The organism is Amycolatopsis sp. CA-126428 (genome assembly GCF_002904335.1).
GTDB lineage: Bacteria > Actinomycetota > Actinomycetes > Mycobacteriales > Pseudonocardiaceae > Amycolatopsis.
Window position 1 is genome coordinate 84491 of record NZ_PPHF01000037.1, and the last position, 14164, is coordinate 98654.

General features: G+C 71.7%; 13 protein-coding genes. 6 read left to right on the forward strand and 7 right to left on the reverse strand.

Annotated features, from left to right (window positions below):
* Positions 1-22: 22 nt before the first annotated feature.
* Positions 23-1162 carry an acyl-CoA dehydrogenase family protein gene (locus tag C2L58_RS11080; RefSeq protein WP_103337471.1) on the reverse strand — a complete coding sequence of 380 codons (1140 nt, stop codon included), beginning with the start codon at positions 1160-1162 and terminating at the stop codon, positions 23-25.
* A 65-nt stretch (positions 1163-1227) separates the two neighbouring features.
* On the opposite strand from C2L58_RS11080, the gene C2L58_RS11085 reads away from it, so the two are divergent.
* The 4 genes from C2L58_RS11085 to smc all read left to right on the forward strand — a co-directional run bounded on the left by C2L58_RS11085 (position 1228) and on the right by smc (position 6852).
* Complete coding sequence (locus C2L58_RS11085) at positions 1228-1869, forward strand: TetR/AcrR family transcriptional regulator (RefSeq protein ID WP_103337472.1); 642 nt, start codon at positions 1228-1230, stop codon at positions 1867-1869.
* A 74-nt stretch (positions 1870-1943) separates the two neighbouring features.
* Positions 1944-2582, forward strand: a complete 639-nt coding sequence (locus C2L58_RS11090; RefSeq protein ID WP_103337517.1) for a hypothetical protein — start codon at positions 1944-1946, stop codon at positions 2580-2582.
* Between the two features lie 212 nt (positions 2583-2794).
* Positions 2795-3082 (forward strand): acylphosphatase, encoded by a 288-nt coding sequence (locus C2L58_RS11095; protein WP_103337518.1) that lies wholly within the window; start codon positions 2795-2797, stop codon positions 3080-3082.
* A 167-nt stretch (positions 3083-3249) separates the two neighbouring features.
* Positions 3250-6852 (forward strand): chromosome segregation protein SMC, encoded by a 3603-nt coding sequence (smc, locus tag C2L58_RS11100; RefSeq protein ID WP_103337473.1) that lies wholly within the window; start codon positions 3250-3252, stop codon positions 6850-6852.
* Between the two features lie 112 nt (positions 6853-6964).
* Here smc and C2L58_RS11105 read toward each other — a convergent pair whose 3' ends face one another.
* The 3 genes from C2L58_RS11105 to C2L58_RS11115 all read right to left on the reverse strand — a co-directional run bounded on the left by C2L58_RS11105 (position 6965) and on the right by C2L58_RS11115 (position 10341).
* On the reverse strand, positions 6965-7465 hold the full coding sequence (locus C2L58_RS11105) for a DUF3455 domain-containing protein (protein ID WP_103337474.1): 501 nt from the start codon (positions 7463-7465) through the stop codon (positions 6965-6967).
* Between the two features lie 86 nt (positions 7466-7551).
* Entirely contained in the window at positions 7552-9117 is a 1566-nt protein-coding gene (locus C2L58_RS11110; RefSeq protein WP_103337475.1) for a sodium:solute symporter, read from the reverse strand.
* A 15-nt stretch (positions 9118-9132) separates the two neighbouring features.
* The gene (locus C2L58_RS11115) at positions 9133-10341 is read right to left on the reverse strand and encodes an anhydro-N-acetylmuramic acid kinase (protein WP_103337476.1); all 1209 of its coding nucleotides are present in this window, start codon (positions 10339-10341) and stop codon (positions 9133-9135) included.
* Between the two features lie 139 nt (positions 10342-10480).
* Between C2L58_RS11115 and ftsY the strand changes: the two genes are divergently transcribed.
* Positions 10481-11791: a signal recognition particle-docking protein FtsY gene (gene ftsY / locus C2L58_RS11120; protein ID WP_103337477.1), complete on the forward strand. Its 1311-nt coding sequence runs from the start codon at positions 10481-10483 to the stop codon at positions 11789-11791.
* On the opposite strand, the gene C2L58_RS11125 is transcribed toward ftsY, so the two are convergent.
* On the reverse strand, positions 11788-12261 hold the full coding sequence (locus tag C2L58_RS11125; protein ID WP_103337478.1) for a hypothetical protein: 474 nt from the start codon (positions 12259-12261) through the stop codon (positions 11788-11790). The two genes, ftsY and C2L58_RS11125, sit on opposite strands and share 4 nt — an antisense overlap.
* A gap of 142 nt (positions 12262-12403) precedes the next feature.
* Between C2L58_RS11125 and C2L58_RS11130 the strand changes: the two genes are divergently transcribed.
* The gene (locus C2L58_RS11130; protein ID WP_103337479.1) at positions 12404-12904 is read left to right on the forward strand and encodes a GNAT family N-acetyltransferase; all 501 of its coding nucleotides are present in this window, start codon (positions 12404-12406) and stop codon (positions 12902-12904) included.
* A 4-nt stretch (positions 12905-12908) separates the two neighbouring features.
* Here the strand turns inward: C2L58_RS11130 and C2L58_RS11135 are convergent, their stop codons facing one another.
* Both C2L58_RS11135 and C2L58_RS11140 read right to left on the reverse strand, forming a co-directional pair.
* Positions 12909-13229 carry a hypothetical protein gene (locus tag C2L58_RS11135; RefSeq protein ID WP_103337480.1) on the reverse strand — a complete coding sequence of 107 codons (321 nt, stop codon included), beginning with the start codon at positions 13227-13229 and terminating at the stop codon, positions 12909-12911.
* Positions 13230-13302: 73 nt separating this feature from the next.
* Positions 13303-14079, reverse strand: coding sequence for an IclR family transcriptional regulator (locus C2L58_RS11140; protein ID WP_103337481.1), 777 nt, complete (start codon positions 14077-14079; stop codon positions 13303-13305).
* Between the last annotated feature and the right edge of the window lie 85 nt (positions 14080-14164).

Sequence of the window (14164 nt, forward strand, 5' to 3'; positions counted from 1 at the left end):
CAGCCGGTTCTAGAACCCGGCTCTAGAACCAGAAGGTCGGCTGCTCGATCCCGAACCGCAGCTTCGCGTACCGCTTGGACGCCGCGGCCGAGAAGTAGATGTGCTGCGCCGCCGCGTGGAGGTCCCGGAAGCAGCGCTGCATCGGCTGGTCCGCGTGCAGCGCGCCCGCGCCCGCGTAGCCGAATGCGAGGTCCACCGCGCTCAGCGAAGCCCGCATCGCCTGCTGGGTCGCCAGCAGGAACTGGCCGCGCTGCCGGACGTCCGGGACGTCACCCGCGCACGCGGTGTCCCACAGCTCGCCGAGGGCCTCGAAGACGAACGCGCGTGCCGAGCGCAGCCGCCCTTCCGCGCGGGTCAGGACGAGCTGGACGTCGCCGTCCTCGGCGATCGGGCCCGGGCCCGGCGGGCGGAACTTGGCCGGCGCGAACGCGGTGAACTCGTCCAGCGCGCGCCGGGCGATGCCGAGCGGCACGCCCGCGAACATCGTGCCGATCAGCGTGAAGAACGGGAACCGCCACAGCGGCCCGTCGTGGCGCGCCGGGTTCGTGAACGGCGAAATCGTGTGCTCCCCGGCCACGACCGTGTCGATCTCGACGTCGTGGCTGCCGGTGCCGCGCAGGCCGCTGACGTCCCAGTTCTCGACCACCAGCACCTCGGCGGCGGGCACCGCGGCGAGCCGCCAGTCCCGCGGGTCGCTGCCGGCGAAGCCGCCGTTGAAGAACAGGTCCGTGTGCGGGCTGCCGCTGCAGAACCCCCACCGGCCGGCGAGGGAGAACTTGCCGGCGCCGTCCGGGGTGAGGCGGCCCATCGGCGCGAACACACCGCCGCCGATCGGGTCGAGGGTGCCGGCCACGAGGTCCGCCGCGACGGCCGGGTCCAGCCAGGCGAGGAACGCCGAGCCGTTGCCGATGGTGATCGTCCAGCCCGCCGAGCCGTCCGCGCGCGAAAGCTCCTCGACCGTCTCGACGATCGTGGCGGGTGGCAGCTCCTGCCCGCCGAGGCCGCGCGGCGTCGCCAGGCGGAAGAGCCCGGCTTCGCGGGCCCGCTCGACGAGGTCGCGAGGCAGGGTCCGGAGCTGCTCGGCTTCGACGGCCCGCGCGCTCAGCTCGGGCGCGAGCTCCCGCGCGGCGGTCACGGCGTCGGTGGTGGCTTGTTCCATCATGGTCAGCGCCCCCTCAGGGTGTCATGATAGATGTTCATCTATTAGATAGAGGAGTCTCTACTCAAATGGACGGGCCTGTCAAGCGTCGTTACGACACGTCGCGGCGTCAGGAGCAGGCGCGCGAGAACCGCCGCCGGATCCTGGCGGCGGCGTCGGCGCTCTTCCGGGAGAAGGGGTACGCGGGGACCTCGATGCCCGAGGTGGCGAAGGCCGCCGGCGTCGCCGTGCAGACCGTCTACAAGGCGTTCGCCAACAAGGCGACGCTGCTCAAGGCCGTCTTCGACGTCACGGTCGCCGGCGACGACGAAGACATCCCCATCGCCGGCCGTGACTTCATCGCCGAGATCCGGGCCGAGCCGGACGCGGTGCGGAAGATCGAGTTGTACTTCGGCCACCTGGCGGGCACCGCGCCCGAGGTCTTCCCGGTGCAGCTCCTGGCCCGGGACGCGGCCGCCGCCGACCCCGCGGCCGACGAGGTGTGGGCGCAGATGCGCCGGGAGATGTTGACGGCGATGACGTACTTCTCGGCCGAGCTGCTGGGCACCGGGCAGGTCAAGCCGGGCCTGAGCGCCGACGACGTCCGCGACATCCTGTGGACCTACCACGGCCCCGAGCAGTACGAACTGCTCTGCCTCGAGCGCGAGTGGTCCCCGGAGCGCTACGGGCAGTTCCTGCGCGACGCGGTGGTCGCGGCTGTCCTGGCCTAGGCCTAAGTGCCTCAGCCTTGGGGCACTTAGGCCTAGGGTGTGGTTATCCCTACCCCGCGGTGCGGGGGCCGGTCGTGCTCGACGAGGGGGCACCGGCCGAGCTGGAACCGCCGCCGCTCGGCGACGGCGTCGTGGTCGGAGTGGTCGGGGTGGTCGGCGTCGTCGCCGGTGGCTTCGGGTCCGAGTCCGTCGGGGTTGGGGTCGTCGTCGCCGGCGGCGGCGGCGGGACCGGGGGCGGGTTGCCGCCGGTGTCGATGCGCGGCGGCGGGGGCGGCGACGGCTGGGTGACGACCGTGGTGGTCGTCTTGCCGTCCGGGCTCACGGACACGACCGTCGTCGGTGCGCTCGGCGACGTCGGGTTCGACGTGGCCGGGGCTCCGCTGGACGAGGTCGCCGGGTCGCTCGGCGACGGCGTGGCCGGCAGGGTCCGCACCCCGGCCGGGACGGTGCCCTGGCCGCCGGGGCCGCCCGTGCCGCCCGCGGTGGTGGCGGGGATCGGCCCGGCGAGCTCGGCCACGGCGGCGAACGCGGTCGCGACGACCAGCCCGGCCACGCCGAGCACGACGTACCCGGTGCGGTTCGGTTTGCTGCTCTTGGGCGGCGCGGTGTCGATCCTGGTGATCCGAGAGCTCGAATCCGACCCGGCGGGGCGGGGCATACGGGGCTCCTTGGGGAAGGGGAGGCGGCACAGCTTCGAGGCGGCACAGCTTTGAGGCGGCACAGCTTGAGATGGCACAGCTTTTAGGCGGCACAGCGATGACACGGCGAGGTCGTGAACGGGAGCGCTGGTGCTGATGGAGCAGTGCGCCCACGGCGGGGGAGTGACCTCGGCGGGGAGATTATCACCGGCGTGCGGGTATTCGCCCAGGTAGTGGCCTTGATCCGTTACTGTGCGCGGTCGGTTGACGCGGAAGGGAGGAATGGCGTGAGTGAGGAAGAAACCCACACCCGGCTGACGGCGTGGGTGCGGGGCCGGGTTCAGGGTGTCGGTTTCCGCTGGTGGACGCGCAGCCGTGCGCTGGAGCTCGGCCTGGTCGGGAGCGCGAGCAATCTGGGCGACGGCCGTGTCGAGGTGATAGCGGAGGGTAGTCGAGACCACTGTCAGCGGCTGTTAGCGGCGTTACGGTCGGGAGAATCACCCGGAAGTGTGGAGCACGTCGCCGAGCGCTGGTCCGACCCGAAAGGGGGACTCAGCGGCTTCGTCGAGCGGTAGCGCGGGCTTGGTCCGTCCGGGGGCGGTGGGGCTCGTGGTGTTGCTGAGGCCGGCGCGGATGTGCTAGGCGCGCCGAGGAGGGGGCGCGTCCGGCACCCCCCGGACGCCCCCGGGTAGCCTGGGACGATTGAACCGCCAGTACCGGCAGCCAGAGGGGTCAGCACCCAGTGCACCTGAAAAGCCTGACGCTCAAGGGCTTCAAGTCCTTCGCCTCGGCCACCACGCTGCGCTTCGAACCGGGCATCACCTGCGTGGTCGGCCCGAACGGCTCGGGCAAGTCCAACGTGCTGGACGCGCTGCGCTGGGTCATGGGCACCCAGGGCGCCAAGGACCTGCGCGGCGGCAAGATGGAGGACGTCATCTTCGCCGGCACCGCGGGCCGCGCCCCGCTCGGCCGCGCCGAGGTCACCCTCACCATCGACAACGCCGACGGCGCGCTCCCCATCGAGTACTCCGAGGTCTCGATCACCCGCCGGATGTTCCGCGACGGCGCGAGCGAGTACGAGATCAACGGCGACCGCTGCCGCCTGATGGACGTCCAGGAACTGCTGTCGGACTCCGGCATCGGCCGCGAGATGCACGTCATCGTCGGCCAGGGCCAGCTCTCGGCCATCCTCGAGTCCAAGCCCGAAGAGCGCCGCGCCTTCATCGAAGAGGCCGCCGGCGTCCTCAAGCACCGCAAGCGCAAGGAACAGACCCTGCGCAAGCTGGCCAACATGCAGGGCAACCTCGACCGCCTCGGTGACTTGACGACCGAGCTGCGCCGCCAGCTCAAGCCGCTGGGCAAGCAGGCCGAGATCGCCCGCAAGGCCCAGTCGGTGCAGTCCGAGCTGCGCGACTCCCGGCTGCGCCTGCTCGCCGACGACCTGGTCACCCAGCGCGACGCCCTCGCCCGCGAAGAGGCCGACGAGAAGACGGCCCGCGCGCGCCGCGCCGAAGTCGAACAGACCCTCGAGATCGTCTCGGCCGAAGAAGCCGAGCTGGAAGCCTCGCTCGCCGAGGATGCGCCGCTGCTGCAGACCGCCCAGGAGACCTGGTACAAGCTGTCCGCGCTGACCGAACGCCTGCGCGGCACCGTCCGCCTCGCGATCGAGCGCCAGCGGCACCTGTCGGCCGACGTGTCGACGTCGACCGGCGGCCGCGACCCCGAAGAGCTCCTCGAAGAGGCCGAGCGCGTCGCCGAGCAGGAAGAAGAGCTCAACGAGGCCGTCATGGAGGCCCGCGAGCTGCTCGCCCAGACGATTCTGCGCCGCGAAGACCTCGAACAGCGCGTCCAGGCCGCCGAGCGCGCGCACTGGGCCGCCGTCCGCGCGATCGCCGACCGCCGCGAGGGCATGGCCAAGCTGACCGGCCAGGTCGAGGCGCTGCGCAGCAAGAACGGCGCCACCTCCGACGAGATCGACCGCCTCAGCGTCTCCCTCGAAGAGGCCGCCGAGCGCGCCGAGATCGCGGTCGAAGAACTCGAGATGGCGAAGGCCGAGGGTGGCGTCGAGGAGTCCGACGACGCCGGCCTGATGGACCGCCACGACCGCGCGGTCGAGGCCAACAACGCGGCCAAGGCACGCGTCGAAGAGCTGGTCAAGGCCGAGCGCGCGGCCGAGCGCGAGATCGCGTCGGAGAAGGCGCGCGTCGAGGCGCTGTCCATGGGGCTCAAGCGCAAGGACGGCGCGGGCGCGCTGCTCGGCGCGTCCTACGAACTGCCGGGCCTGCTCGGCTCGGTCGCCGCGCTGCTCACCGTCGAGCCCGGCCACGAAGTCGCGCTGGCCGCGGCCCTCGGCCCGGTGGCCGACGCCGTCGCCGTGACCGGCGGCGAAGACGCCCTGCGGGCGCTGAAGTACCTGAAGGAAACGGACTCCGGCCGCGCGGGCATCCTGCTCGGCGGCCCCGAATCCACTGTGGACACGGCTGCGTGGCCGTCGCTGCCGGAAGGCGCGCGCTGGGCCCGCGAAGTCGTCACCGCGCCGCCGCAGCTGCGGCCCGCCGTCGAGCAGGCCCTAGACAGGCTGGCCCTGGTCCGCGACCTCGACGCGGCGCGTCACCTGGTGGCGGTGCACCCGGAGGTCCGGGCGGTCACCGCCGAGGGCGACGTCTTCGGTGCCCGCTGGGCGATCGGCGGCTCCGGCAAGCGCGAGAGCGTGATCGAGGTCCAGGCCGCCGTCGACGAGGCCGGGGAGCGGCTCCGCCTGGCCGAGCGCTCGCTGGAGCGGTACGCGGCCGAGCTGGAAGGCGCCCGCGCCGAGCAGCAGGCGCGTCGCGAAGAGGTCTCGCAGGCCAAGGACGCGCTCGGCGAGGCGAAGGTCCGCAAGGCGCGCTCGTCGGAGCGGCTCAACCGGATGCAGCAGGCCGCCCGCCAGGCCCAAGCCGAGGTCGAGCGGCTGTCCGGGCAGCGCGCGAAAGTCGAGCAGAGCCGCGTCCAGGCGCTGGCCCAGCTCGCCGAGCTGGAAGAGCGGCTCGCCGCCGTCGCGGAGCAGCCCGTCGAAGACGACCCGGACACCGCCGAACGCGACCAGGCCGTCGAAGAGCTGGCCGTCGTGCGGCAGGAGGAGATGGAAGCGCGGCTCGCGCAGCGCACCTCCGAAGAGCGCGCCCGCAGCATCGCGGGCAAGGCCGAAGGCCTCCGCCGGGCCGCGCACGCCGAGCAGCAGGCCCGCGAACGCGCCGAGCGCGCCGCCGCGGCCCGCAAGCGCGGCGCCGGGATCGCCAACGCCGTCGTCGACGCCGGCGAGCTCGCGCTGGAACGCATCGAGCACTCGGTCCAGCGCGCCGCCACCGAACGCGACCAGGTCCAGGCCCGCCGCCAGAGCCGCGAGCAGGCCCTGACCGGCGTCCGCGCCAAGGTCCGCGAGCTCACCGGCGAGCTGGAGAAGCTGACCGACGCCGTCCACCGCGACGAGGTGCTGCGCGCCGAGCAGCGGCTGCGGCTGGAGACCCTGGAAGCGAAGATCGCCGAGGACTTCGGCATGGGCCTCGAGGACCTCGTCCGCGAGTACGGCCCGGACGTCCCGGTGCCGCCGAGCGCGGGCGAGATGGCCGAGTACGAGGCGGCCAAGGATCGCGGCGAAGACGTCACCCCGCCGCCGCCGATGCCCTACGACCGCGACACCCAGGCCCGCCGCGCCAAGCGCGCCGAGAAGGACCTGTCGTTGCTGGGCAAGGTGAACCCGCTGGCCCTGGAGGAGTTCGCGGCGCTGGAGGAGCGGTACAAGTTCCTCTCCACGCAGCTGGAAGACCTCAAGGACACCCGCAAGGACCTCGAAGCCGTCATCAAGCAGGTCGACGAGAAGATCCTCGAGGTCTTCGCCGGCGCCTACGCCGATGTGGCCCGCGAGTTCGAGACGGTGTTCGGCGTGCTCTTCCCCGGCGGCGAGGGCCGGATGGTCCTCACTGAGCCGGACGACCTGCTGAGCACCGGCGTCGACGTCGAAGCCCGCCCGCCGGGCAAGAAGGTCAAGCGGCTTTCGCTGCTGTCGGGTGGCGAGAAGTCGCTGGTCGCGGTGGGGATGCTGGTCGCGATCTTCCGTGCCCGGCCGTCGCCCTTCTACGTCATGGACGAGGTCGAGGCGGCGCTCGACGACACCAACATGCGCCGGCTGATCGGGCTGCTGGAGCAGCTGCGCGACTCGTCGCAGCTGATCATCATCACCCACCAGAAGCCGACCATGGAGATCGCCGACGCGCTCTACGGCGTGAGCATGCAGGGCGACGGCATCACCAAGGTGATCTCGCAGCGCCTGCGCACGGCCGACGACGAACCGGTCCCGGTCGGCTGACCTGCTTGACGCACCGTCCGCCGAGCCGTCGTGAGTGGTAAGTCGGGTTCTAACCCGCCTTACCACTCACGACAAGCCGCGGCAGACCACTCATCGCCACATTGGGCGCTTGTCAGCCGGCGACCCAGAACGCGTAGTCCGCCGAGTACCGGACCGCGGTCTGCGCGCCCGCCGTGCACGTCCCCGCCGGAGCCACGCCGCCGCGGGTGTTCAGGCGCTGGATGTAGGTCACCTTGCCGAAGATGCCGTCGCCGGTGTTGAGGTTCGCCTTGAGCAGCAGCTCCGGGATCGCGCCGTCCCGCGGGGCGTTCGCCGCGGCTGCCGCACCGACCGTGCTGCCGTCCACTATGGACGTCCACACCGGGCCCTTGCTGTGCAGCGCCACCGGCTTCCCGTGCCGCGACAGGACCGCCGCGGGCTGGATCAGGGCCCACGCGCCGTTCGTGCAGCCGTAGATCTGCACGCCCTCGGCCGGGTAGCTGGCCAGGGCCCGGTTGCCCGCCGGGACCTTGATCGCGTCCGGCACCGTCGAGTGCGCCGGGGTGGCCGAAGCCGTCGCCGCGCCGCCGACCAGGAGGGCGCCGATCGCGAGCGCCACCGTCATCCGCTTCATGGAATCCACCTTCGAAATCCTCCCGCCGCTTCTCGGCGGGCTCCCGCAATGCGACACGGGCGCCCGCCGGGAACGGTTCAGAAGAATCAGGCGGCGGTGACCTCCGCGGTCTCCTCGGCGGCTTCGGCTTCGGCCGCCTTCGGGTCCGGCGTCCGGTGGCGCAGTGCCAGCAGACCACCCACGACCAGCGTGATGACCACGCCCATCAGCGTGTACCACGGGTAGGCGAGCGCCACCTTGTCCCCGCCCGCCTTGCCGAAGTCGACACCGATCAGGCCGCCGGTCTTCGCGTTGAACTTCACCCCGAGGATGACGAACGCCATCACCACGACCGTGACGACGAACGCGATGATCGCGTCCACCTGCCGCGCCTTCTTGATCAGCAGGCCCAGCAGGAACGAGCCCAGCAGCGCGCCGTAGGTGTACCCGGTGATGGCCAGGCCGAGCTCGATCACCGAGTTCTTCGTGGTGGAGAACAGCGAAGCGAACACGGCGAACACGACGGCCCAGATCAGTGTCCACATGCGACCGTGCCGCAGCAGCTTCGAGTCCTCCGGCGAGCGCTTGGTGAACCGCTGGTAGAGGTCGGACACGGTGGACGTCGACAGCGCGTTGAGCGCCGAGGCCAACGCACCCATGGTCGAGGCGAGCACCCCGGCGATGAGCAGGCCCGAGACGCCGACCGGCAGGTCGTCGATGATGAACCGCGAGAACACGTCGTCCGGGCTCTGCAGGCCCAGCTGCGCCACCGACTTCCGGCCGTTGAACACCCACAGCATCGCGCCGACCAGCAGGAACAGCGCGAACTGGATCGTGACGATGATGCCGCTGCCGATGAGCGCCTTCTGGCCGTCGCGGAGGCTGCGCGTGGCCAGCAGCCGCTGTGCGATCAGCTGGTCGGCGCCGTGCGACGCCATCGACAGCGCCGCGCCGCCGAGCACCGCCGTCACGAAGGCGTACGGGCTGGTCAGCAGGTGCTTGGTGAAGTCGACGAGCGCGAACTTGCCGTCCGCGGACGCCTGCGAGACCCAGTCGGCCGGCAGCTTGTTCAGCAGCACGATCGCGGCCACCGCGGCGCCGCCCAGGTACAGCGACAGCTGGATGACGTCGACCCAGACGACGGCCTTGATCCCGCCGATGTAGGCGTACACCAGCGTCAGGGCGGTGAGGATGACGACGATCACCCAGTAGTCCAGGTGGATGTTGTAGTGCGCCAGGATCACCTTGATCGGGATCGCGCCGGCGAACAGGCGCACGCCTTCGGCGAGCAGCCGGGTGACCACGAACGTCACCGACGCGGTGCCCTGCAGCCCGGAGCCGAACCGCTTCCCGAGGAACGCGTACGCGCTGACGAGGTTGCCCCGGAAGTACCGCGGCAGCAGCACGAACGCGGCGATCGTCCGGCCGATGATGTAGCCGAAGGCCAGCTGCAGGAACAGGAACGCGTTGCCGAAGACCAGCCCGGGCGTGCTGATCACGGTGAGCGTCGAGGTCTCCGTGGCCACCACGGACAGCATCACCGCTCCCCACGGCAGACTGCGTTCGCCGACGAAGTAGTCGGCCGCCGACCGTTGCTTCCGGCCGACGAGCACGCCGATCAGCGGCATCGCCGCCAGGTAGATCACGATGATGGCGAGGTCAACACCGCGCATGGATCACTCCTACCGTCATCCGGCCTTCTCCGCGACTCGCAACCGCGCCACGGTGCCCCCCAGCGGGGCGGGAAGGATCAAGGGGCCGGCGCCAGGAACGAGCGCGCCCAGCACGCGCGGGCCGCGGGCACCGGTCGCCGACGGCACCGTACCGGGCACGCCGCACCAGGTGAGCCAGCCCAGCAACGCGGTGAGGTACGCCTCTTTGCCGGCGCCGGGCAGGCCGAGGTCGTCGCTGGTCTTGAGCACGGCCGAGTACAGAGTGCGGGCCAGCGCCGCCATCAGTGCCGGATTCGCCACCCCGCCACCGGAGGCGATGACCGTCGTGACGCCGTGGCGGCGGCACTGGTCGGCCACGGTGACGGCGGTCAGCTCGGTCAGCGTCGCGAGCAGGTCGCCGGGGGCGACCGGGTCCAGCCCGGCCGCGGCCGTGTCGAGGTAGCCGGCGTTGAAGTGCTCCTTGCCGGTGGACTTCGGCGGCGCGGCGGCGAAGTACGGGTCGGCGAGCAGCCGGAGGAGCAGGTCGGCGCGCACCGACCCACCGAGGGCGAGCCGGCCGCCGACGTCGCTGCGCTGCCCGGCGACGCGGTGGGCCGCGAGGTCGAGCAGGGCGTTGGCGGGCCCGGTGTCGTAGGCGATCACCGGTTCGCCGTCGGCGACGACGGTGATGTTCGCGATGCCGCCGAGGTTCAGCGCGGCGACCGGCCGGCCGGTGTCCTCGGCGAGGCCGCGCAGCCACAGCTGGTCGAGCGTGCTCGCCAGGGGCGCGCCGTGCCCGCCCGCGGCGACGTCGCGGGCGCGCAGGTCGGCGCACACCGGCAGCCCGGTGGCTTCGGCGATCCAGGCGGGCTGGCCGAGCTGGAGGGTGCCGCGGACGTGGCCGTCTTCGACCCAGTGGAACACCGTCTGGCCCAGCGAGGCGACCAGGTCCGCGCGGCCATCGGCCAGCTCCGCGGCCCCGCGCCGGGCCGCGTCGGCGAACGCCTGGCCGACGCCGGTGTCCAGCCGCGTCAGCTCGCCGGCGGTGCACGGGTTCGGCGGCAACGCCGCGAGCAGGCCCTCGCGCAGCGGCTCGGGGTAGGGGACGTCGAGCTCGCCCAGCGGCGTCAGCACGACCGTGCCGGCTTCGGCGTGCAGGTCGGCGGCGGCCACGTCGATCCCGTCGATCGACGTGCCCGAAATCAGGCCAATCACCCGGAAGCCGTGGCTCGCGCTTTTCCCCATCCGGAGGGGTTTAGTGGAGCCTCCCGTGTGACGCAACCCACGTGGTGAAGTCTTGGCCCAATCGGGACCGAGGTGGTGATGAATTGCCTGTGCGGGGCGGGGTCCGGCGCGCGGGGAGCGCGGATGAAAGGATGGGTGCGTGTCGAGCACCTGGTTCCTGTTCGTAGTCGTCGCCGTCGTCGTCCTGGTCGCCCTGCTGGTGACCGGCCTGCTGATCGCGCGCAGGCGGCGGATCAGCCTGGACGCCCAGCGCGAGGTCGAGGAGAAACCGAAGGGCGGTTCGTACGCGGCGAGCGGGGGCATCGCCCTCGCGCCCGGCGGCACGGCGGCCCCGGTGGAAGCCCCCGCTGACGAGCACCCGGCCGAGCACCCGGTCGAGGACCGGCCGGAGGTCGACGGCCAGCCCGCGGTGGGCGACGACGCGGCGGTGCCGCGCGACTCGGCGCAGCGCACGGTCCGCGACGTCAAGCTGCCGGACGCCGAGGTCGTCGAGCCGGCCCCGGTCGCCGAGCAGATCGAGCCGGCGGCGGGTCGCATGGAGCGGCTGCGCGGCCGCCTGACGAAGTCGCGCTCGATGTTCGGCACGAGCCTGCTGGGCCTGCTCGGCGCCGGTGACCTCGACGAGGACTCCTGGCAGGACGTCGAAGACACGCTGCTGATGGCCGACCTGGGCGCGGCCACCACGAACCAGATCGTCGAGCGCCTGCGTGACGAGCTCTCCCGGCGTGCGGTGCGGTCGTCGGCCGAGGCGCGCGAAGTGCTGCACGAGGTGCTGACGGCGCAGCTGTCCACCGACGGCCACCGCGCGGTCCGGGCGCTGCCGCACACCGTCGACGGCAAGAAGCAGCCCGCGGTGGTGCTGGTCGCGGGGGTCAACGGCACGGGCAAGACGACGACCACGGGCAAGCTCGCCCGCGTCCTGGTGGCCCAGGGCGGAACGGTGCTGCTGGGCGCGGCGGACACGTTCCGCGCCGCGGCGGCCGACCAGCTGCAGACGTGGGCCGAGCGCGTGGGCGCGGAGGTCGTCCGCGGCAAGGAGGGCGCGGACCCGGCGGCGGTGGCGTTCGACGCGGTCAAGCGCGGCGTGGACACGGGCGTGGACGCGGTCCTGGTCGACACGGCGGGCCGCCTGCACACGAAGACGGGCCTGATGGACGAGCTGGGCAAGGTCAAGCGCGTCGTGGAGAAGCAGGCGAAGGTCGACGAGGTGCTGCTGGTCCTCGACGCGACCACGGGCCAGAACGGGCTCATGCAGGCGCGGGTGTTCGCCGAGGTCATCGACGTGACGGGCATCGTCCTGACGAAGCTGGACGGCACGGCGAAGGGCGGCATCGTGTTCCAGGTCCAGAAGGAGCTGGGCGTCCCGGTCAAGCTGGTCGGCCTCGGCGAGGGCCCGGACGACCTGGCACCGTTCGAGCCCGGCGCGTTCGTGGACGCCCTGCTCGGCTAGATCCGGAACAGCGGCGTCCCGTCGGGCCGGCGCAGGCCCAGCTGCAGCATCACCGGCGCCGACGGCCGTCCGGCCGGGATGAGGCACGGGAATGTGCCGTGGGCCGCCACCGTGAGCCGGGACCAGCCGATGCCCTGGAGCGTGCGCCGGGCCGGGTCCACCACCATCGCCGCGCCGAAGTAGCGGCCGCTCGGGACGGCGATGCGGGCCGTGTGGCCCAGCACCACCGAGAACGCCGTGCCCGTCCGGCTGCCGTCTTCCTGCAGCGTCAGGATCACCGGCGTCCGCACCTTCGCGGCGGTGTGGTGGCGAACCGTGATTTCGACCGTTCCCGGCGCGGTCTTCGCCGGCCGCGGCCACGTGGGTGGTTGCGGCGAGCCGTCGAGCGCGCGGTCCACGAGCCGGTCCAGCAGGTTCGAAGCGGCGCCCTGAGCGAGCCAGTTCAGTGCGCCGCCGGTGTACGGGTCCATGCGGCCCTCCGGCGATATTCGGATGACGGGCGGCCGTGCGCCGGCGCAGAATCCGGGGATGCCCGGTTGACGCACTTCCGCTCGTGCCCCTCCTCGTGACAGACGCCCCGAAGCCGTCATTCGCTACGAGAGAGGACCCATCATGACCGCCATTCACGGCAATCGGGTGCTGCTGCGCCCGATCGGCCCAGCGGACCGCCCCCGGGTGCGCGAAATCCTGGCCACTCCGGAGGTCGCCCGTTGGTGGGGCGACCCCGATCGCGAGACCGAAGGCCTGTACGAGGTCGAAGAGGGCTACACCGTCTACGTCATCGAACTCGGCGGTGAAGTCGTCGGCCTGATCCAGAGCTGCGAGGAGCTGGACCCGCAGTACCACCACGCGGGCATCGACATCTCGGTGCACCCGGGCTTCCACGGCCGCGGCGTCGGTACGGACGCCATCCGCGCCCTGGCCGCGCACCTGTTCGCCCAGGGCCACCACCGGCTGACGATCGACCCGGCCGCGTCGAACGAGACGGCGATCCGGGTGTACACGAAGGTGGGCTTCCGCCCGGTCGGAGTGTTGCGGAACTACGAACGCGCCCCGGACGGCAGCTGGCACGACGGGTTGCTGATGGACCTGCTGGCGGGTGAGCTGACTTGAGCGGTCAGCTCTTGTCGATGACCTGCTGAAGCAGTCGGCTCATCTGCTCCATGCCGATGTTCACCTTGGTGAACCCGCTGTCGACCTTGGCGTCGAGCTGATCGAACCTCGACTCGAGCCTGTCGAGCCGCTGACCGTGCTCGATTTGCGTTTCGCGCACGGCGTTCAGCACCCTGGTGTGCCCGTTCAGGGTCTGCTTGAAGTCGGAGACGTCGCGGTCGGCCGTTCCGGCGAGCACGCGGGCGGCCGCGGCGTCCTGCCGGGTGTGCTGCACCTGCTCCTCCAGCGCGGTCACGCGGGCTTCGAGATCTTCGAGGCTGGCCATGCCGCGTACTTTACCGGCGGCCGCCGAGTCCTCCGCACCAGGGTCACTTTCAGTCATCGACTATCACTTTAAGTCACACTGATAGCGGGGTCTGGGAAAGGCTGGCCCCCAGGGCGTCCGCCACCCGCTGCACCGCCGGGGCGATGTGCGCCACCGCCTCGGCGGTCAGCCGCCCGGACGGCCCGGACACCGACACCGCCGCCGGGACCGGCGCCCCCGGCACCGCCACCGCGACACACCTGACGCCCAGCTCCTGCTCCGCCTCGTCCAGCGCATAACCCTGCGAAGCAATCCGCGACAGCTCCACCGCCAGCGCGTCCGGATCGGTGAACGTGTGCTCCGTATACGCGGGCATCCCGGTCCGCTCCAGCAGCGAACGCACGTCGGAAGCGGGCAGGTGCGCCAGCATCGCCTTGCCCACGCCCGTCCCGTGCGGCAGCAACCGCCGCCCGACCTCCGTGAACATCCGCATCGAGTGCTTCGAAGGCACCTGGGCCACGTACACGACTTCGTCACGCTCCAAGACGGCGAGGTTCGCCGTCTCGCCGACCTCCTCCACCAGCTCCGCCAGCAGTGGACGCGCCCACGCGCCGAACTGCATGCTCGCGTTCTCGCCCAGCCGGATCAGCCGCGCGCCCAGCGCGTAGCGGCGGTTGGTGTTCTGGCGGACGTACCCCAGGTCGACCAGGGTGCGGATCAGCCGGTGGATCGTCGGCATCGGCAGCCCGGACAGCGTCGCCAGCTCGGACAGGCTGGCCTCGCCGCCGGTGTCCGCGAGGTGTTCCAGCAGCTCGAAGGCACGCTGCAGGGACTGGACGCCGCCGTCGCGACCGTTCTTCTCCGCCGGCACGGTGGCCCTCCTTACGTCGGCGTTGAGCTTCCGCTATGCAGAAACTATAGTCCGGCTGGTAGAAAACCGTAGGGCCGTTATCCAA

What these genes read in the sequence shown, in the direction of transcription:
- C2L58_RS11135 (WP_103337480.1), bottom strand. Translation starts at nt 13,229, where the DNA reads ATGGCCAGCCTCGAAGATCTCGAAGCCCGCGTGACCGCGCTGGAGGAG.
- C2L58_RS11130 (WP_103337479.1), top strand. Translation starts at nt 12,404, where the DNA reads ATGACCGCCATTCACGGCAATCGGGTGCTGCTGCGCCCGATCGGCCCA.
- C2L58_RS11125 (WP_103337478.1), bottom strand. Translation starts at nt 12,261, where the DNA reads ATGGACCCGTACACCGGCGGCGCACTGAACTGGCTCGCTCAGGGCGCC.
- C2L58_RS11110 (WP_103337475.1), bottom strand. Translation starts at nt 9,117, where the DNA reads ATGCGCGGTGTTGACCTCGCCATCATCGTGATCTACCTGGCGGCGATG.
- C2L58_RS11080 (WP_103337471.1), bottom strand. Translation starts at nt 1,162, where the DNA reads ATGATGGAACAAGCCACCACCGACGCCGTGACCGCCGCGCGGGAGCTC.
- C2L58_RS11085 (WP_103337472.1), top strand. Translation starts at nt 1,228, where the DNA reads ATGGACGGGCCTGTCAAGCGTCGTTACGACACGTCGCGGCGTCAGGAG.
- C2L58_RS11105 (WP_103337474.1), bottom strand. Translation starts at nt 7,465, where the DNA reads ATGAAGCGGATGACGGTGGCGCTCGCGATCGGCGCCCTCCTGGTCGGC.
- C2L58_RS11115 (WP_103337476.1), bottom strand. Translation starts at nt 10,341, where the DNA reads ATGGGGAAAAGCGCGAGCCACGGCTTCCGGGTGATTGGCCTGATTTCG.